Source organism: Desulfosoma caldarium, from assembly GCF_003751385.1.
GTDB classification, from domain to species: domain Bacteria; phylum Desulfobacterota; class Syntrophobacteria; order Syntrophobacterales; family DSM-9756; genus Desulfosoma; species Desulfosoma caldarium.
The window spans coordinates 510,644-530,426 of sequence record NZ_RJVA01000010.1; the positions used below are offsets into that span (position 1 = coordinate 510,644).

Sequence of the window (19,783 nt, forward strand, 5' to 3'; positions counted from 1 at the left end):
GGAGCTCGAGACTGCGCTTTGTCATTCTTTCCCAGCCCTTTCTTTTCACACCTGCGTCGTTCGGCGTGTCACAAAAGCCCATTCCCCAGGGAATATGGCTGTCTTACCCACCTTCACGAAGACCCGCATTCCCAAAGAACGCACCTCGCCACGTCAACACCATCCGCACACCCTGGCCCCAGCCTGTTTGACGACCTCTGGTCGGATAAGAGCACGCGTGAGAGACCTTTCGAAGCAACAGCGTCAACGCCGTCCATGTGTCACCTTAGACAAAGCGGCTCGTCCCGGATCGTGATGTGAGCGGAGGACCACAGGCTCTTCCTTCCAGGAAAACGTCGTGGAGAGACACCGCCCCCCTAAGAACTCATGGTTCTCCTTTTCCAAGACTTGGCTGGACCCGTAATACTTTGCCAAGGTTATCATCCTTGGACAATGACCCGCCCATTTTTCCAAGACACCTTACGGCCGATAGTAGATTTGTTCCAACATCACATGCGGAACGGAGGCATGGTCAAAGTCACACGTGGACTCAGACGGGGCCGGCATGCGCGGCTCCCTCCAGCAGACCATCACCCGCACCGTGAAAAGATTCGGCCCCGGAACGCCTCTTTGCACCTCCCATCGCCGGGAAAAAACAATCCCAGAACCCATCACCGTGGCCCGTTCCACGAACCCGGTATCGGCAATGGGTTCCGCATCGATTTTCAAAGGCCCTTCACCCGTGGCCGACAGTTGTTCCAAAAAATCCGAGGCCACATTCAAGGCCAAAGAAGCCAAACGGGCATGGGCTCTCGTGCGCACGCCAAGGGCCTGCAGGCTGAAAAAGGATACAAAAACCACAGCCGTCACCACGAGGGCCACCAGCACTTCCACCAAGGTAAACCCGCGCAACCCTCTTTGTCCGCTTCGTTCACGGAGTGGCATTGCGAATCCCAATGGTCTTGACCATATAAAAGCGGCGGTAGCCGTCGGCGGTAACCGTGGCGTTGCGATCCGCAAAGGCGTAGAGGGTCGTATCCACGTAGCCTTTAAAGAATCTTTTTGTTCGCGCCAGGAGATGACAGCGTACGGCCCGCACGCGTTCCCAATCCTTCACACCACTTCCCGGGGCCGTTTGCGGCATGGCATCGGATGAAACCCAGGCATCTACGTCGCCGTTGGGCACAGGGCTGGTGTTCACCCCAAATTCCACTTGAAAATCCTCCACATTTTCGGCAAGGGTCCGAGACCGTGAAAAAACATAGCGACCCGTCGCGTCGGGGCCGCCTTCCAACCACTGAAATTCTCCCTTTCGGTTTACCCGAAAGAATCCCGCCTTGACCGGGTGCAAGTGCGAAGTTTCGGCCCGAAAACCCGTTCCGGGAAGGCCGCACTCCGATTCGTGGAGGCAGTCCGATCCGCCGTCATCACATCGCAGACAGCACGTCATATTGCCGGGCTCGAGACCGCCGCAGTCGTGCTCCAGCATGACTTCGGTGCCGCTTAAAGTCACGGAAGTCGCTTGAAAAAGAGCGCTGTGGCGGCAATCCGTCAGGAAAACGATTTGTCCTTTTTTGAGGCCCCTCGTGTCCTTATTCTTCACCAGGCGAAGGAAATCCCGGGGAAGGTTTTGATCTTGGCTGAGACGCCCATGAAAGGCAGGGTCGATGAAACTGTATCCCAGAATATCTGTCCCTTCTTGGGTTTGTCCGTCGGGAAAAGGGTCTGAACTCTCCGTGATGTTATTGAATCCCATGAGAGGATGGGTATGGAAAAGGCTTTTCGAATCCTTGAGTGTTCTCTTGACCCCGCGAGTCCCGGTGGAAACGGCTTGAGAAGCCACGCATCGCCAATAGCCGGCCTGTTGTAGAACCTGGGCGGCGGTGTTCAGGGCGATCCGCACGTTTTGCTGCAATTCAAGTATCTGCTGCTCCTGAGCAAAAAGTCTTTGGTGCGCTGAAAAACCGGCGTAAGTGCAGGCAACCACCACCACGGTTACCGCCACGGCGACCAAAAGTTCCACAAGGCTCGTGCCCTCGCTTCGTTCTCGAAACTTCACGGCGCACTCCTAAGTTTTCCGACTTTGGGAGGTCGCCACCGGTTTGCTTCACGTCGAGAGAATCCCTCGTAGAAGCAGCAGCTGTCCTCGAAAGGAGGCTCGCTCAGCCACGCGGCTCATCGATCTTCCCACGCCGTGCCACCCGTCGGGTAATAGCGCACGTAGGCTCGGCCGCTGTTGTTGAGCACAATGGCATAGGTTCCCACCTCGGGATGTTTCGGCACATGGATGTAGACGGATCCTGTGGAGGAGGTGCCGTCGGGGTTGAAATTGATGCGGTTTCCGGAAAAGCTCACCCCGTCTTCAGGAATCGATCCCCCGTCGCGAGGTGCTCCGACGGAAGGGCCTCCAGCAGACGCCGGGACCGCCCCCAGCGTGGGGCGGTTTCCGCTCGATCCCGGAGGGTTCACAAGAGCTTGTGAGATAAGCACCCTATCTTTCCCCTCGTTCAAAGAAGGGGACGATTCCCGTGAATCCATGGACACCCACAGCACCACACTCGCCATAATGCCGTCGTCGTCCGCATCAAAGTCCAGGTAGGTGTTCTTGTTGGTTCTCACGGCTTCCAGGCGGGCCCTTTGTATGAGGGTGCGGAGTGTGGAAACGGCCGATTTTAGGCGATAGGACGCACTATGAATGTGAACGGAAATGAGGGTCAGCAGAAGAGCCATGAGGCCGAGCACGACCATGAGTTCCACCAGGGTCATGGCCCGATCCCACCGTGCCGCGCCACATCCCATGCCACCCATGGCCCCTTCTCCAGATCATTTTCCGGCAAAAACCCAATGAAACAAAGACCACCCCAAAGCCTTGGGAGTGTCAACGACCGGTGTGGTTTCGTTGTCCGAGATGTGGAGTTTGTCACCAAGATCGGAGCGCACGGCTTCAATACGGTACCGCTGCCCGTCCGGTGATGTTTTTAGGCTCAGCGTGTATTTGCCTTGGCTCGGATTTTCAAAGGAAGGAAGCCGATTCAACGTACCCGCATACCGATTGTGGTCGGCCCAAAAGGCTTCCATTTCCATGCGCGCCCGCAACAGGGCCTCCACCGCCTGCGCCTGCTCAGAACGCCTCACCGAATGGATATAGGCCGGCACGGCCACCCCCGCCAAGATGGCCAGAATCGCCACGGTGACCATGAGTTCCACCAGCGTGAAGCCTTCGTGTGGACGAAACTGCCCGCACGGCGCTTCCATGGGCCGCACCCAGAGCACGCCTTTCGTCCCGCATTTGACGATGGAACGGTGACGGCGACCTTCCCTGGCCTCCATGGTGCCCTCGGTATGGGAACAATGTCTGTTGGAGTGGATTTTTTTTATAGCACGGAAAACGGCAAACGCCAAAGCCTTTTCCCTTTCCAAGGATTGCCTCAAAATTTTTGTTTATGTTCGACACAAAATCTGCCGATAAAAGAAAAGAAGTGATGTGCTAACGCTTTGACGCTCCCCGGGACGGGGGAGGTCCGCGGTGTCTTTTCATGCGGAGCAACCTCGATCCGGTGGAGGTACCGACTCAGGCTCTGACCGTTCTAAGCTATGGGGGTACACTTATGGCGAAAAAACACTTTTTAGCCGCCTTGACCGTCTTTCTTATGTTTTGGTCTCCCGCCCAGGCCTATACTCCTTCGTGCGACCCTCCTCCCTTTGTTTCCGCCGGCGCCAATCCCATGGTCATGATGGTCATGGAAAGGGACCACAAGCTGTATTACGAAGCCTATAACGACGCGCAGGATCTGGATGGTGATGGAAAACTCGATGTGGGTTATAAACATTCCATCGATTATTATGGATATTTTGATGCATACAAGTGTTATGAATACGATAAAACAGGCCAGGATCGATTCGTTCCTACGCGTTACACGGAAGATAAATACTGTGGCGGACCCGATGAATGGAGCGGCAATTTCCTTAACTGGCTTTCCATGTCCCGCATGGATGTGTTGCGGCGTGTCCTTTATGGCGGGCACCGGTCCCGCGATGATTCCAATGAAACGGTTCTCGAAGGGGCCTACATTCCTCAAGATGCCCACAGTTGGGGCAAAGAATACGCCGGAAGCGATACTCGAGACTTGACCCCCTTTGATGCTCCTTCCGACGGGAAACGCCACTTGTTTTGTGTCACCAGCACAGAGAAAGGAGAGCCCCATATAATTCGCGTGGCTAAGAACGACACACACCGAATCTGGGATTGGGCCAGCACGGAGCGCGCCGTCTGCAGCGGCCCGAAAACTACTTGCAGCCCGGAAACTCCATCCAAATATCGGCGCGGACCTGTCGGAACCCGAAGCGACATTGAGGACTACATTGTTCGCGTGCAGGTTTGCAGCAAGGACTGGGATAAGGGGCAGGAAAGAAATTATTGCAAACTTTACCCCGGCGGTGGAACCACACCTAAGCCCGTTGGTCTTCTTCAAAAGTACGGTGAAGGCGACGGATCCAAGATGTGTTCCAAGAGCTACAAGCCATGCCAAGCCGATAAAGACTGTAAATCTAATGAGGGACTCTGTGTCTTTCGAAGCCCCCTGTACATGGGATTGTTGACAGGTTCTTACAGAAAAAACCTCAGCGGCGGAGTCCTCAGGAAAAATGTCTGGACTGTCATGGACGAAATCAACCCGGAGACCGGCATTTTTCAGAGTTCCGAAAACGTGCAGGGAAACATCATTCTTACGCTGGACCGCATGCGCCCCGTTGGATTTCAATATCATGTTAGTGATAAAGATCCAGACCTGAACTTTTCTTACAAAGCCGAAGACGGAAATGGAGGGTATTGCGGCTGGATCACTGACCGCGCCCTAGAGGAAGGTGAGTGCCGCATGTGGGGAAATCCCGTGGGAGAAATGATGTACGAGGCTCTGCGGTTCCTTGCAGGAAAAGGGGAACCGACTTCCGCCTTCGATTATGAAGAGCAGAACGATGCCGGTCTCAATCTTTCCAAGCCCGACTGGTATATCAAAAAAGGGAATGACAAGTTCTATCCTTTTGACCTCTTTCCCGAATGTTCCAAGCCCAATCTTCTCGTTTTGAGCGACATCAACCCCAGCTACGATTCCGATCAGCTTCCCGGCACTCGCTTCGGAAGCTTTTCCGATAACAAGACCCTTGAAGACCTTGATGTGGGTAAGCTCGCCGACACCATCGGAGAGCATGAAAAAATTAAAAGCGGGACATTTTTTATAGGTGACAATGGCACAACCACAAATTTTATCTGCTCTGCGAAAAGCTTGGCCAACCTCAGTTCCGCGAGGGGGTTGTGCCCTGAAGAACCCACCAAACAGGGAAGCTTTTATTCAGCGGCCGTCGCTTACTACGGCAAGGAATTCATCACGGCCAAAGAGGGCATACCCGAAGTCAACACCTATGTCGTAGCCATGTCCTCACCGATTCCCGACATTCGAGTAAAAGTGGGCAACGGTTTCGTTCACCTGGTTCCCGCAGGAAAAAGCGTCAGCGGAGACTATGACGTAAAGACCGCCTGTGCAGACAAGTGTGAATTAAAAACCGACGGGGACCGAGGCCTAACAATTGATTCTTGCCACGCCGACGCTTACTGCCCCTCCAACCAAATCGTGGATTTTTATGTCGATAACATCAACTACGACAACGAGTCCAACGTAACCTATGCAAAATTTCGAGTTAATTTCGAGGATGTTGAGCAAGGCGCCGATCACGACATGGATGCCATTGTTCTTTATGAGGTGGAACCCATCGGATCGAACAAGGTCAAAGTCACCCTGACTTCCGAATATGCTGCTGGTAGCATCGATCAAGTTCTTGGTTTTGTTATTTCCGGAACCACCGCCGACGGCTTGTATCTTCCGGTTAAAGACAAGGATGTACCCGATTCAGCTGATAATGATACTCCAGACGTCGTAGCCAACATGCCCCTTACCTGGTCCAAAACCTTTACGGTTTCCGGAAGCCCAGCACAAACGCTTAAAAATCCGCTTTGGTATGCCGCCAAATGGGGCGGCTTTGACGATATCAACGGGAACCAGATCCCCGACCTTGACATCGAATGGGACAAAGACGGCGACGGTACACCGGATAACTACTTTTTCGTCGCCAACCCCTTGGAACTTGAGAAAAAGCTTGAAAAAGCTATGCTGGACATTCTGACCAAAGCCGGGAGCGCCGGCGCCGTGGCCACGGTAACGCAAGAAGTTCTGGGCCAGGACTTGGTCCTTCGGGGGGCCTTTACGGCCTACGAAGACAACCCCAATCTCTACGCATGGAAAGGTCATCTAGAAGCGTATTGGCCTTATGAAGGTTGCCAGGATTTTACGGACAATGCCACATGCAATCAATACTCGGGTTGCGAGTGGTATTTAGGCAATTGCCGTGGAACCTTATACAGTTTTCAGAAATCCCAGAACAAAGGAAAGTTCTGTTCTGATTCGGGTTTCCTGGATGGACACTGTTGGGATGCCGGAAAGGAAATGACGCTGGATACAAACCCGCGACGTATTTTCACCATGATCAAGGGGACTATGACAGAACTTGACAGCGAACATCTTGATAATGATACTGCCAATGCGTTGGATAACACCATCGATTTTAACAATGACAACAAGACCACCATCGATGATGCGAAAGAACTGGTCCGCTGGCTCCGGGGCGAGTGGAAGGAGTCATGGACCAATGTCGCTCGAGACCGCAAAGGGTGGTGTCTTGGAGACATCGTTTATTCAACGCCTGTGGTTGTCGGCCCGCCATCCATCAGCTCAGTGGACCCCCACATCGCGGGTGACTGTTCCTGCTCCTGCAACGACGACAACTGTACCAAACGTTGTTTCTACTGCTTTCGCCAAAAGCACGCCACTCGCAAAAAAGTCGCCTATGTGGGAGCCAACGACGGGATGGTCCATGCCTTCGTCGTCGGAGTGTGGGACAACGAAACATCCACATGGGTTTATGATCCCGACGATGCCAAGGGAGCCGAGATCGGAAAGGAACTTTGGGCCTATGTGCCGAGCAATCTGCTTGCTGAAGTGAAGAACCTGGCGAAACCGGATTATGGACATCCGTCATCATGCGCCCATCGGACCATGGTGGATCTCTCTCCCATAGCCTGGGATGTCTACATTGATCATGATAACGACACAAGTCGTGAATGGCGAACCGTTCTGCTTGGGGGGGAACGAGGCGGCGGTGATGTGTACTTTGCCTTGGATGTCACCGACCCCGATGATCCCAAGGTTCTTTGGGAGTATTCGGTGTTGAGGAATCTTGTGGTGGATGCATCAACGGGCGACATGCCTTTCCTGGACAATGCCACTTACGCCCAAGTTGCCGCCATGCCCGTCTCTTGGACGGTGCCCTATGTGGGCTATTTGGAAATTCCCAACGGCGTTTGCTTCTCGGCCAAGCCTAGGGTCGAACCACTGCAATCGGGAACACCCAACCATGCTTCTTCATGCCTAGGTTCCGAAGAACTTAGCGGCTGGTATGCTTTTGTCGGAGCAACTCCGCACATCTTCAAACCAGAGGAGGATTTTCCGGCTTCCCTCGACGACAACGAAACGATGACTCTTATGAGGCCTCAACTCGTGGCCATTGATATAGAGAAAGGCGTGAACATTTTCCAGGAGCTTTGGCCCAAAATCCTCGAAAAATGGCCCAGCGAATGGCCAGAGGTCACCTTGAAACCGGGATCGAACACCATTCCCTACGCCCTGGGAGACCCGGTCGCCCTTGATCTGTGGAATGACCAAGGACAAGTCGCCAAAGACGGCAAAGTGGATTATCTGGCCTTTGGCGATCTCAACGGAAATTTTTACACGCTTAAATTCAATTTATACGCCACCAACCCGGGCGTTCAGATGACCGTCCGAAAAACAAAGACCGCGCCAACGGGTGTAAATTCGTACCGCTCCGGGCGCCAACCCGTCACCGTCATGCCCGTGGCCACTCTGGATCCCTACAAGAATCTATGGCTATATTTTGGAACAGGAAAGTTCGACAACGTGGTTGGAGGACTGGATGATCGCACAGACACTGCCCCCATGGCCTTCTACGCCATTCGTGACAATGCCACGCAACCTACAACTTTCGAGGGAGGCTTTTCTTACGGCGGATTGAATGTGTCTGCCCAGTTCCTCTGTTCTTCTTCCAACTTCAACGACAACTGCACATGGGTAAAAAGTGATGGCACTGCGGACTGCTGCGAAAGTTTATGCCTTGGGGCATGCTGGACATGCATCGAGGATTTAAAGATCCCGGGGGAACGGGTTGTGGATTCCGCCCTGGTCGCCGGAGGCGTGGTCTTCTTTACGACCTTTGTCCCCAAGGATGATCCGTGTGCGGCGGGTGGTGACGCGTACCTTTACGCTGTGGATTACATGTGCCGACCTATGAACTTCGATCCTTTCGCGAACTCAGGATTTACGCGAGATGATAACAAAACACCTGATCAATTGCAGGACGGTGAGTACACGCCCCTGGTTGTTGAGGGGAAGGGTGAAGCCTATGTCTTGAAACTGGGCGAAGGTATGCCCAGCCGCCCTGTGATGGACTCGTCGGGACAATACCTCTTCATTCAGACCAGTAACGGAGAAATTCACCGACTCCGAGTGAATATTCCGCCGCCTGTAGAAAAGAGCGGCTGGAAGCAGAGGCAATAATCAAGAAGATAAACAACGCAGCGGGAACGGACCTGCCCACTCTTTTGCACAAACATCACCACTTCCAACTGGGCAGGTCCGCCTTTTTCATCGGGAAGATCTTCTTCACGCTGTCCTTGGGCGAGGTAATAATATCCTCGAAATTTACTCATATCCCAACCCAGAACAGACCGCGCATCTAAGAAAGTTCATCGCGGCGTCAAGGTTCGGGACGCTTTGGTTTGGTTGTCGACCGGCTGATCCGCCTGATGGATATTTCGCCGCCTGTGTAATGACCTGTAATGACCCCTAGGAATCAAGACCAAAATTTGCGTTATTGTCAACGAGGTGGTCTCGGCTTGTCTGTCCACATCAAAAGCACTGAGTGGTGACTCTTCAGCCTTCGCTCCAGGCCTTGACAACCGGCTTTGGGCCTGAAGCGTGGAAGGCGGTTTTGGCGGTTGCACTGAGGAAAAGGCGTTGGGATTTAGCCTTTGTCCTTTTTCCAGTATACCAGGCCCAAAGCCGGCAAGCCCTTCGGCATGCCAAGGCCGTTGCGCTCCGGCCAATGCCTTCCCTGGGGCGGTTCCCTAAGGAAAAAGCGATAGAGCCACCGCGTTCGTCTCGGCAACTAAGCGGCGAGTTTATGACGATACTCAACCGGGCTCAGGTATCCCAACTCTTGGTGCGGCCTCTCGGTGTTGTATTCTCGGATCCAGCCCTCGATGATCGCCTTGGCCTCATCAAAGGACGAAAACAGGTTAAGCCAGATACACTCCTCTTTGAGCGTTCTCATGAACCGTTCGATCATTCCGTTTTGCTGGGGACTGTAGGGAGTGATGTATTCAGGGCGCAGACCCCAAGCACGCAGCAGTTTGACCGGCGAATGACCGCATCCTCCAAAGCCCCTTTTCGCCACCCTGGCGTTTTGTCGCCGGCTGATGCGATAACCCACAATCTCCCGGTTCCCACAGTCGATCACCGCAACCACATGACACCACCCGGAATCCGAGCAGAAAAAGTGGGTCATAATCCGTTGCCCACCGCTCATGGGGACCTTCTGCCACCGAGGGTTTCTTTTGAACACGAGGCCGCATGCCTCGACGACGTTGAGACAGGGTCCAACCATTGCGCTGCATGATTCGCTGGGTCTTTTTCTTGTTGACATTCAAGCCCATAAGCCGACAAAGCTCGAAAGTGATCCTACGATAGCCATAGCGGGGATAACGCTGGATAAGCTGATAGATGGCTTGTTCCACCTGCCGATCAACCCCCGCCGGCTTGCGCCTTCGAGGTTTGTCGTTAACCGTCGACCAACAAACTCCCACCCACTCAGCAACCTCGCCCAAACTCACTTTATGGCCCTGGGCTTCTAGCTCCGTTTTCAATCGTAAAACGAGCTCTCTTCCTCGCTGAGGATAGTCTCGGCTTTTTTTAAAACCTCGATCTGCAGCACCCGATCACCCATCTTTTCACAGTGCCACTTCAGCTCCTTCTGCTCAACCGCTTCCACGGATTTCGGATTGACCTTGAGGGCCTGCGTCCCGAAGGCAATGAAGGTATCGCTCCATTGGTGGATCTCGCTCTGTTGGACATCGTGCTCGCGAGCCACATCCACGATGGTTTGTGGCCCTTGACAATGTACCGCACGATCTCCTTTTGTCGCTCAGCGTCCATCTCTGCACTCGAACGGGCTTAACCACTCTTTCTTCTACCTCGTACCTTCTTTTGCTAACCAAATCTACAGCTTATTGCTAGTCCAGATCAGTGCGGGGTCACTATAAGGGAGAGGTACTACTATCCTCGAAATTTACTGGTGTCCCAACCAAGAGCCAGGTTAGCATCCACGAAAGTTCATCGTGGCGTCAAGGTACGGGACGCTTTGGTTTGGTTGTCGACCTGCTGAGCCGCCTGATGGATATTTCGCCGCCTGTAGAAAAGAGCGGCTGAAAGCAAAGGCAATAATCACTAAGAGAAAAAAGTCAGCGGGAACGGACCTGCCCAATCTTTTGAACTAACATCACCACCTCCGACCGGGCAGGTCCGCCTTTTTGATCGGGAAGATCTTCTTCACCCTGTCCTTGGGCGAGGTAATAATATCCTCGAAACTTTGTCATGTCCCAACCCGGAACAGGTTTGGCATCCAAGAATATTATTCTCGGTGTCAAGTTTCGGGACGCCTTGGTTTGGTTGTCGACCGGCTGATCCGCCTTCATGTAGGAAACAACACTTTCTGATGGCGTCACGTCTTGATTTTTATTCAGGTTCTTAAGAATTTTTTCGTTGGACTCCCTCTGAAGGCAGTACCAACTCAGTTGTAGGGCTCCTTCGGCCAGATTGAATACGGCTTCGCGACGCTCCACGGACTTTGTCATGCGGTGCGTGGATCCACTTTGCACCACGAGCCATACACCAAGAATGCTCAGCAAGGCAACCGCCGAAAGGGCCAACACCATGGCCATGCCCTGATCGTTTTTCAAAATTGAACCGATGGCCGGTTTGAGCTTTCCCTTTTCGACCTTGACACGCGCAGGTGCCCGATTCATGGTTATTTGTCCTTGGTTGTGTTTCGGGGATGGATGAGCACGGTATGCACCGTGTAGCGATAGCCGCATTCTTCGGGTGCCGTCCCCGCCGCTCGGTTCTCCACGGCCGGCCGGCAAGATCCCGCAAGGTTCTTGTCTTTGGTCGGGCTTCGCAAAACCACGCTCAAGCGAATCAGACGAATGCGGCGCGGCTCAAAAGGGCTTCGTTCGCATAAATTGGCACCGACACCTTCGTCGCTACAGCCTGCCTCTCCATACCAATGGCCGTCATCATCCTGATAGGCCACCTGAAGATCCACCACATTTTCCGCGATGGGAAGGAGTGCTCCCTTAGATCTTCGGTCACTTCGACGCAACACGAAGGTCTCCTTGGCTCCCGAAGGATGGCAGGCCGTTCCACTATCCACGCAATAATATATGGCAGGGGTGACCAGCGTGCCCTTTAGGCTACTGGCCAGGGTCAAAGTGGTATCGGTAACGTTATCTACCGATGCCGTCTTGTTGTCCAAGCCCGTCGCATCACTAATGATAAAGAAATCGGTTCCATTATCTGATGAAAAATCTGTCTCGTTATCTCCGTTGATGTCCATGACTTCTTGGGCGTATGAAGACGGCTGCCATGGATCTTCAAGCTCCACCTTCGTCCCCGTAATGGAGCTCACTTTAAGGCAACCGGGACATGGTGAAGCTTCAACAAGTCGATCGGCATGGATCAAGGGATCAATGAGATCCACGTCGTTGAGAAAAATCTCATCAGGCGAAGATGCACCCCCATCTCTTATAAGAAAGGCCATGTTCGGATCGGCGGCCCAACCGGCTTCCATGAGGTCCCTCTGAAGAACCCGAAGAACATCGATTGCATCTTGCATGACTTCCTTTTCCGACCGATCGCGCACATAATTTCTGTGTTGTGATGAGAAAACCCCCGTGACCGCCGCCAAAACCAAAGCCGTCACAGCCAACGCCACCATGAGCTCCACCAGAGTCATGGCCCGGCTCCAGCCCATGGCGTTACGCCGCCAATGAAAACTTTGCCGGCCGCAACGAATTTCCACACGCCCTCGACTAAGGAACCACAATCGTCTGAAGCACCACCTGACCTTGTCCACCTCTTTGCTCCGCCCACCGAACCGAAACGGTGACATTTCTCCTCCAGGCATGCGTCGGATCGGACGTCACGCTTGTCGTCCTTGTATAGAGGATGTTGTCTCTCGTCACCGTCTCCGTGCCGTTTGGATCATACGTCTTGTCGTCGACGTCTATGGCTTGCCGATAAGCCTCCAGCGCCTCATTGGCAAGAAGAAGCGCGGTGGCTTCCCTCTTGGACTTCATGTTCACATGTCGGGATGTCCAGTGGAATCCCCACAAGGACATGAGAGCAACACCTAAAACCATGAGGGACACTAGAACTTCCACCAAGGTAAAGCCCGAAGCCTCACCGCGGCTTTTCCCCATCCGTCGTCTTGTGCGCTCTCCAAACCTATTCCACATGTTCCACATGAACCCACCCCATGGCATTGATGGAAACCCTGGCCTGCGCTCCAGACGTTCCGATAAACGTCACCTCTCCACCTTCTCCGTTTGCTAAACGACCGTCACTTCTAAACGCAAGGCAGGTGTCATTATTCGAATTTTTCGGCAACGAGCTCCCGAGGCTCAAGGATACCCTTGAGGACAGCTCCACAGTTCGAAGCCGAGGCTCGTTGGGCTCTTCCAGACAGTTTCCATCGCTTGGTTCCGTTTGGTTGTCGTCGCCGTCGTCATCACGAAAGAGGCGGTAACCCCGACCATCGGGCGAGAAAATTACAGAGTGCACCGCTCCCTTTTCGTAGGCGAGGGCTTTGGCTTCCTGAATCACCGTCTCCAACCGACGGGCCGATGTGCGCACGTCTTCATAACTCGTGACGCCCGCCAATCCCCATCCCACGAACTTGAGAAGCAGCGCCACAATGGCCACCGTGACCATCAATTCCACCAAAGTGAACCCTGACCGATCGCCAAAGCCTTTCATTGCTGTGCACCCTTCACACGGACAAATCTGTTTTTTACGGCCTAGAAACCGAAATATCGAAACGGTAGCGCGCGATGTTTCCCGCGGAATCCACTCCCTCAACCGTGACTTGGAAAACGTTGGCGCTCAGGTTCGAATCGGGCCGCCATCGAAGCGTCTTCGTCGCAGTGTCCAAAATCATGCCTTCAGGTGCCTCGACGAGTCGCAGGGCCACGGCATCCTTTTCGGGATCCTCCGTCTGCAAAACTGCCACATACTCTCCGTCATCCGTCGATTCCCTGGCGATGCCGATGATCGGCGGGGCGTTCTCGACGAAGACAGACGCAGAGAGGAGCTGGCGCTTTTCGCCCTGGCCTGGGAACTCGGCAGTGGCCGTCACCCAGTCCCCATAATGAAGCGAACTTTGCAAAACTGTTCCGGTCTCTTCCTTATCTTGGCCGTTAACGTTCCAGTGAATAAGGACATCGTTCTCGTCAGGGTTTGCCCCCTCCACTGTGACGAGGACCCGAAGCGTGTCCCCCGTGACAGGACGGGAGGGATCGAATTGGATCGACACAAGCCGTGCTTCTGGCGCGCCGGCCTGTTGCCGATCATTCAAGGTGCCTGGAGTGAGGCTCGTGGCCTGCGGAGCGTTCTTGTTCGTCCGGTGCGACGACTCATCAAGGCTTGTCTTGTGTTGGGGTTCTTTGTCACCCGAAAAGGAACACGAAAATATCCATGCCAGCCCGAGAAACCCTACACCGGCTATGATCAAGCTTTTGAGCTTCCGGCCCTTCATGGATCGCCTCAATCAAAGATCCACTTGAAAACGGAAAAGGATATGGCCTCTGGATGCAGCACTTGAGGCGTCGCATCCGGTGTGGCTGCGGTGACGGAAAGTTGGATTATATCCGTGGGAGCATACGCGTAGACCTTCTTGGATGCTTTCGCCCGGAAAGTGCTTCCTCCCGCATTCTCCACCTTGACCTTGTAGCCGCTGGCCGTGAGGTGTGACGTCCCGGCCGAGCAGTCGTTTCCAAAAGAGGGCAGACAGCTGATGGTTCCGGCGTAGCGACCGTGATCGTCCCAGAAAATTTCCTGGTCCATCTTGACATTCATCAACGCCATAATGGCTTCGCTTTGCCGAGCACGATTGACGTAGTTCACGTACGCGGGCACCGCCACAGCCCCCAGAATGGCCAAAATGGCCACCGTCACCATGAGTTCCACCAGCGTAAAGCCTTCAAGCCCCTTCTTCGTGCCGGAGGCAAAGGCCAGAAACCTCGAATTCAAAAGAAGCCGGGTCATTCCATGGCGCTTATTTCGATGACTCGTCACTGCCTGCTCCTGTCATTCCGTCCCTCTTCGGGCGGACGTCCTCGGGGTGCCTCCATGCCGACGGTGGCCCAACGGAGCGCCGATCTCCTCCATCTCGTAATTCGGCACAAACCGAAAAATTCTTTAGCGAAATGCTCAAATCAAAATGACCAGAAAAAGCTCAAGGAACCGGCCCGGGTAGAGATGAGGTCACGGATCAGAAAAAACCTTTATGGACGAGCCCCCATATTCACCTCCAAAGCCGCATGACGTACGGGAGCTTTTGGCAAAGATATGGCCATGATCTGTGTCCGAAGCTGCGCCATGAGGTGCTCCAGAACCTGCCGCTTGGGATAGCCGGGGTAAAGCTCCAGGGTCTGCTGAAACGCAGCCAGGCTGTTTTCCAAATTTCCCGCCTTCTGTTCAAAAAAGCCGAGGGCGATCCACGCCTTGGCTGACATGGGGTCCATCTCCACAGCTTGGCGCGCTTTGGCCACCGCCTCTTGCACACGCCCCGCCTCAAAGGCATACCAGCCTTGTAAGAGGGGCACATCCGGATTGTACGGGCGGCACATCGCCGCCACATGAAGAAGCTTTAAACCAATCGTTTCAAAGCCCTTGAAAAAATTCTGCTTCTGCAGCCAATAGGCAAGGCCTGTGGCCATATCGGCAAATGCCGTTGGACGCCATAGATACTTCCGGTATCCCCAGCGAGCCGCCTGGGTTCGATTCCGGTCCTCGGCCAAGGCGATGCGCCGCTGCACCTCTTGGGCAACAGGGCTTGAGGGATCGAGCCCCGCGAAGATTTGTGCACCATCCCAATCGCGCATCTCATAAAGTTTACGGGCAAGCCATGCCGCAGGCTCAATATCGCCAGGATCGACCATGCCATCCCCGTCAATGTCGACTTGCCTTTCGGCCACGTCCCGAAGCAGTCGATGCATGGACGAATAGATCATGGCCGCATCGGTTCGTAGCCTCGGAAATTCGGCCATCACCTCAAGGGCTCTTTGCAATGAGCTAAAGGCTTCTCCATATTTTCCAGCTTTCCTTTGCAATTCGGCCATGATGAAAAGAAAATTGGGCAACGCCGAAGCATCAAAAGCTTTTGGCGTCATGGCTAGAAGCCTCTCGCCCTCCTCCAACGCTTTCGCCTCATCCCCAAGGTGCACGTAAGCGAGCACAATGGCCGTTGAGGCCACGATGTGCTCCTCAAAATGGTCCCTTCCTAGTTCAACGGCTCGACGTGCCGCCTCTATGGCTTCCGCATATCGACCCGATCGGTTCAAAGCATAAGCCAAATTGGCATGGGCCCGCGGGTGATGGGGTGCCTTGCGAACCGCATCCGCATTGATATTGATGGCGCTCTCCCAGTCTTCGTTTCTTATAAACGTTATCAACGTCAGCACCGAGCACACCACCGCGACGGCGCTCCACGCCATCTTCCTGCGCTCTTGGACCGTCCATCTCAGACCACATTTTGAGCAGAGTCGTCTTAGGGCTTCAAAGGCGGCAAGAATCAGCCCGACGGACGGCAGATACATGCGGTGATCAAACATCAGCTCCAAAGGGACCACCGTCGATTCAATCACGAGATTCAAGAAAAACCACAGGATTCCAAAGCCTATGAGAGGCTGCCTCGGTAATGCCCAAACCGCCCACGTTAAAAGCCCGCCGATGGTGGCAATGCTCAATGCCGTGGTGGGCGGCGTGAAAAACGAACGGGAAAGCTCCACGTCATGCTCAAGAGATAAAGCTCCTGGATGAGGAACAAGAATCGCAAAAAGGTAGCGCATGACAACCCGAGCTTCCGTCAGCACCCGTTCTTTCATGGTAAAGTGGCGTATCGCATAACCTTTAGCACAGTAGTCAAGCAGCGAATGGGCCACAAAAAACAAGATCGCCCCAATAAACAAAATCCCCAAAAGGCCCCATGGTTTCCTAAGGCCTTGCCAAAGGCGCGCGGGGAATTTCTGCCACCACTCCGGCCGGAAAAAGGCAACCTCCACCAGGGCGACAACAACCGGTAGCATGGCCGAATTTTCTTTGGACAGAAGGGCCCCCAACGAAAAAAGCGCCGCCATAGCCCACCATAGAACGGCTCTAGCTCGACGGTGATCCAACCGTAAACGCCCCTCCACATAAGCCGCCACCGCCGCCATGAAAAAGAGAGCCTGCAGGGACGCCATTCTCTGCACCAGATAGGTTACGGCACCGGTCTGCACAGGATTAAGTGCCCAAAGGGCCGCTACGGCGGCGGCAACGAAAAACTTGCCTTCGCGCTCCACAATGGCCAAACGAGGCGTGCTCATCAGGCACCAAAGCATCCACAAGCACGTAAGCCAACACAGCACATGGATAACGTTGTTCGTCACATGGTAGGCCACGACGCTTCCCTGACCCCACCAATAATCGAAGGCAAATGTGACCATGGGTAGGAAACGGAAGGTGCCAAACTGCGTTTTTTTTAATTGATTAAAGCTCTCGTGATTAAATTCCTGGACGTGGGTCACAGGGTTTCTCACGAAGGAGTGCATATCGTCTAAGACGAAAGGAGATCGATATGTATGTGAATAGGCGGTAACTATAAGGAAAAAAGAGATTAATAATACACCGAGATAACTTTTCATGCTTAATAAGGACCCAACTTTATACTTATGCTGGATCCCTGAGCTATCCTGATAATGGGTTCGCCGTGAGCACATAGGACACCCGTGAGCGAGGAGCCCAGAAAAAAGGGTCCTCGCTCAAGCATTCATTCTATTCGGCCAGTCCAAGCTCTTTGGCGAGACCGCCCTCAAACTTCCATCGCAGTTTGCCACCCTCTTCTTGGGCTACAATGTTAAACGTCTTGGGACTCAAGCCCTTTAGCGGTGCACACGTGCCGGCGGTGGCGTCGTTTACAATACCGATAGCCAGATTATTCAAGTCACTCCCTGCGGGCACAACCGTAAAGCACGTCGTATCGGCGTCCATTTGCATATCCTCAAGATCGCTATCGGTGGGAAATTTTTGCTGCACACTGTAATAGGTGCTGATGCTGGTTTCGATGGCGTGAACGCCGGGAATGACAAGGCTCGTGAGCCGCGCTTTCTTGACATACCTTTGATAAAAGGGGACGGCCACGGCGGCCAGGATACCGATAATGGCCACCACAATCATGAGTTCCACCAGGGTAAAGCCTTTGCTTTCCTTCATTTTGATCAACATGTTTTTCCTCCTTTTTGTGACCTTAGCGCTTTAGCACTTGTGGACCCGACTTCAACGGTCGAGCTCGGGTTTCTTCTCACGGCCTAATCCCCCGCCGCTCCGTGCGTCTTTCCCTCCTTTCTTCGGCATTCTTGGGGATGAACCATTCCTTATGGTCATCGGAAACCCGTGCCCCAAACTTGAGCAATCCCTGTGCCACGGCTTGGAAAAAATTTTTACGTGTGGGACATCAAGGGCTTAAGCGCACGTGGGCTCCCTCACCAGAATTGGGGGTCCCTCGAGAAGTGACAAAAATTGTCACTTGCAAGACAGAGTTTGTCACGATTCAAGAATTGGCTACGAGGTGCCGATATAGATGACGACGTGACCTTTTTGTTGAATCGTGAAGGATTTGATGTCATTAAAGAAAGGGGCAATGCGAAAGCAAAGGACACAAGGTTCGCGCTTTTCCGGGCTTGGCCTCAAAGGGCGCGCCGATTTTGGAGGGAGGCTGGATATGGTGACGAAGTCGATGCCTGCGGTTTTGTTCTTTCTGGTTTTTTTTGCCTTGGGCTCGGCGGCCGCGGCCTCGACAGACAGATCCTTGAAGCCGCCTTTGCCGAAGGAATCCGCGGCGGGCACACCTTCTGAGCTTTCAGCAGAGGCCGAAATCAGCCCCGAACAGGCCATCATGCTTCGCCGCGAAATGCTTTCGGCCGTGCAGAGTGATGCGTTTCGTTATCGGCCCCTAGGCCTTGTGGACCCTTTCGTTCCCTTCATCAAGCCGGAAACCACCGTCACCGAAACGTATCCCGAAACAGAAAAAGAACCATCACCTGTTTTCAAGGCAGGGTTCCCTCTGACCCCGTTGCAGAAAATGAGCTTGGGCGAAATCGAGCGAGGACTTAAGGCGATTCTTTGGGGGGAGATGGGATCCCGAGCCCTCATCGAAGACGCCGCCGGTAAGGGCTACATCGTGCGCGAAGGAACCCCCGTCACCCCCGACGGCCTCGTGGAACGCATTCATAAGGACGCTGTGGTCATCCGCCAATACGTGTGGAACGCCAAGAAAAAGCAGTGGGTGTCGGATTTTGTCACGGTGCAGCTCAAAAAAGAACAAGACAAGTGATGGTTCAAGGGCACGGTCATGCACCTCCCAACTTGTCCGTGAACAGCCAGGGCGGCACCCCGGGCAAGAATGGTGACCCAACCCCAAGGAGACCAGCCTCCAGGCGTGGAGGGGGTGACCGTGTGAAAGGGCCGCCATGACAAGCGCCGCGTGTTAAAAGCTTTATGGGTGGGACCACGGCGGCTTTTCGCCGCGAAGAAGGCTCACCCCAAGTAGGGCCGCTCCCACCGTGACGGCCATGTCGGCCACGTTGAAAGCCGGCCAGTGATAGGGGCCGATATAAAAATCCAGAAAATCCACCACATTTCCAAAACGCACACGGTCCACCAAATTACCCAAAGCGCCGCCGGCAATGAGGCTTAGAGCCACGCGCTTGACTCTTTCTTCGGGACGACTTTCCCGATAGAGAAAGAAAATCACGGCCAACGCCACCACCGTCAGTGCAGCGAGAACCGGCACGCGCCATGGGTTTTCGGTTCCCGCAAAGATGCTGAAGGCCACCCCGGTGTTTCGAACGTGGACCAGGTTAAAGAAACCGGGAATGATTTTTTTTTGGCTGTAGAGCGGCATGGCGTGAAGCACCCATGCCTTTGTGGCTTGATCCAGAGCCAAGATAAGCAGACCCACAGCGCCGAAAAGGAAAAATTTTCGAGCCTGGGTGCGGGATAATGTGGATGTGGAGGTTTTTTCTGTGAGCGTGGATGGCATTCGGTGTTTCCCAGAATGATGCATGGGGCAAGTCATCGTGGCCCATGACGTCTCATGGCTCTCATAGGTATCTAAACGGCGGCGTGCGCCGCCCCCACAAAAAAGGTCATGGAAGGCATGTGCGGTCTTCGCCATGGAACTTCGGGAAGGCAGATCCTCCCATTGTTTAAGGATCGCGGAAACGCAATCCCATCGGCTGCTTCAGGACTTCGGTTGCGTCAGGACCGCGGGAATGCGTTCCCTCCCAGCTGACTTCGAGGGCTGG

Annotated in this window: 18 protein-coding genes and 1 pseudogene; 2 read left to right on the top strand and 17 right to left on the bottom strand. The window is 54.0% G+C overall.

Going from position 1 to position 19,783, the window contains the following annotated elements:
• Nucleotides 1-459: 459 nt before the first annotated feature.
• From EDC27_RS05625 to EDC27_RS05640, 4 genes are all read right to left on the bottom strand, one after another.
• On the bottom strand, nt 460-924 hold the full coding sequence (locus EDC27_RS05625; protein WP_123289616.1) for a prepilin-type N-terminal cleavage/methylation domain-containing protein: 465 nt from the start codon (nt 922-924) through the stop codon (nt 460-462).
• Nucleotides 911-2,038: a PilW family protein gene (locus EDC27_RS05630; protein ID WP_123289617.1), complete on the bottom strand. Its 1,128-nt coding sequence runs from the start codon at nt 2,036-2,038 to the stop codon at nt 911-913. The genes EDC27_RS05625 and EDC27_RS05630 overlap by 14 nt, the downstream gene beginning before the upstream one ends.
• 116 nt (nt 2,039-2,154) lie before the next feature.
• On the bottom strand, nt 2,155-2,787 hold the full coding sequence (locus tag EDC27_RS05635; protein WP_123289618.1) for a GspH/FimT family pseudopilin: 633 nt from the start codon (nt 2,785-2,787) through the stop codon (nt 2,155-2,157).
• Nucleotides 2,788-2,802: 15 nt separating this feature from the next.
• Nucleotides 2,803-3,309 carry a type IV pilin protein gene (locus EDC27_RS05640; RefSeq protein ID WP_123289619.1) on the bottom strand — a complete coding sequence of 169 codons (507 nt, stop codon included), beginning with the start codon at nt 3,307-3,309 and terminating at the stop codon, nt 2,803-2,805.
• Nucleotides 3,310-3,515: 206 nt separating this feature from the next.
• Between EDC27_RS05640 and EDC27_RS05645 the strand changes: the two genes are divergently transcribed.
• The gene (locus EDC27_RS05645; protein WP_123289620.1) at nt 3,516-8,660 is read left to right on the top strand and encodes a pilus assembly protein; all 5,145 of its coding nucleotides are present in this window, start codon (nt 3,516-3,518) and stop codon (nt 8,658-8,660) included.
• Nucleotides 8,661-9,270: 610 nt separating this feature from the next.
• Here EDC27_RS05645 and EDC27_RS16705 read toward each other — a convergent pair.
• From EDC27_RS16705 to EDC27_RS15765, 12 genes and pseudogenes are all read right to left on the bottom strand, one after another.
• The gene (locus EDC27_RS16705) at nt 9,271-9,690 is read right to left on the bottom strand and encodes an integrase core domain-containing protein (RefSeq protein ID WP_281273113.1); all 420 of its coding nucleotides are present in this window, start codon (nt 9,688-9,690) and stop codon (nt 9,271-9,273) included.
• 61 nt (nt 9,691-9,751) lie between these two features.
• A pseudogene (locus EDC27_RS17010) lies at nt 9,752-9,994 on the bottom strand (IS3 family transposase); the annotation flags it as partial.
• A 29-nt stretch (nt 9,995-10,023) separates the two neighbouring features.
• Complete coding sequence (locus tag EDC27_RS05660) at nt 10,024-10,257, bottom strand: hypothetical protein (RefSeq protein ID WP_123289622.1); 234 nt, start codon at nt 10,255-10,257, stop codon at nt 10,024-10,026.
• A gap of 364 nt (nt 10,258-10,621) precedes the next feature.
• Entirely contained in the window at nt 10,622-11,185 is a 564-nt protein-coding gene (locus EDC27_RS05665; RefSeq protein ID WP_123289623.1) for a hypothetical protein, read from the bottom strand.
• 2 nt (nt 11,186-11,187) lie between these two features.
• Complete coding sequence (locus EDC27_RS05670) at nt 11,188-12,174, bottom strand: hypothetical protein (protein WP_170161630.1); 987 nt, start codon at nt 12,172-12,174, stop codon at nt 11,188-11,190.
• A gap of 76 nt (nt 12,175-12,250) precedes the next feature.
• Complete coding sequence (locus tag EDC27_RS05675; RefSeq protein ID WP_170161631.1) at nt 12,251-12,640, bottom strand: type IV pilus modification PilV family protein; 390 nt, start codon at nt 12,638-12,640, stop codon at nt 12,251-12,253.
• 25 nt (nt 12,641-12,665) lie between these two features.
• On the bottom strand, nt 12,666-13,196 hold the full coding sequence (locus EDC27_RS05680) for a GspH/FimT family pseudopilin (RefSeq protein WP_123289626.1): 531 nt from the start codon (nt 13,194-13,196) through the stop codon (nt 12,666-12,668).
• Nucleotides 13,197-13,230: 34 nt separating this feature from the next.
• Nucleotides 13,231-13,794: a putative Ig domain-containing protein gene (locus EDC27_RS05685; RefSeq protein ID WP_148045687.1), complete on the bottom strand. Its 564-nt coding sequence runs from the start codon at nt 13,792-13,794 to the stop codon at nt 13,231-13,233.
• A gap of 188 nt (nt 13,795-13,982) precedes the next feature.
• Nucleotides 13,983-14,513, bottom strand: coding sequence for a type IV pilin protein (locus EDC27_RS16710; RefSeq protein ID WP_148045688.1), 531 nt, complete (start codon nt 14,511-14,513; stop codon nt 13,983-13,985).
• A gap of 209 nt (nt 14,514-14,722) precedes the next feature.
• The gene (locus tag EDC27_RS05695; RefSeq protein WP_170161632.1) at nt 14,723-16,879 is read right to left on the bottom strand and encodes a tetratricopeptide repeat protein; all 2,157 of its coding nucleotides are present in this window, start codon (nt 16,877-16,879) and stop codon (nt 14,723-14,725) included.
• 373 nt (nt 16,880-17,252) lie between these two features.
• Nucleotides 17,253-17,702, bottom strand: a complete 450-nt coding sequence (locus EDC27_RS16715) for a type IV pilin protein (protein ID WP_281273114.1) — start codon at nt 17,700-17,702, stop codon at nt 17,253-17,255.
• A 336-nt stretch (nt 17,703-18,038) separates the two neighbouring features.
• The gene (locus tag EDC27_RS15765; protein ID WP_148045689.1) at nt 18,039-18,374 is read right to left on the bottom strand and encodes a hypothetical protein; all 336 of its coding nucleotides are present in this window, start codon (nt 18,372-18,374) and stop codon (nt 18,039-18,041) included.
• Between EDC27_RS15765 and EDC27_RS15770 the strand changes: the two genes are divergently transcribed.
• Entirely contained in the window at nt 18,373-18,810 is a 438-nt protein-coding gene (locus EDC27_RS15770) for a hypothetical protein (RefSeq protein WP_148045690.1), read from the top strand. The genes EDC27_RS15765 and EDC27_RS15770 overlap by 2 nt on opposite strands.
• Before the next feature lie 162 nt (nt 18,811-18,972).
• Here EDC27_RS15770 and lspA read toward each other — a convergent pair whose 3' ends face one another.
• A complete protein-coding gene (gene lspA, locus EDC27_RS05710) occupies nt 18,973-19,518 on the bottom strand; it encodes a signal peptidase II (protein ID WP_123289631.1) in 546 nt (181 codons plus the stop codon).
• Nucleotides 19,519-19,783 lie beyond the last annotated feature (265 nt).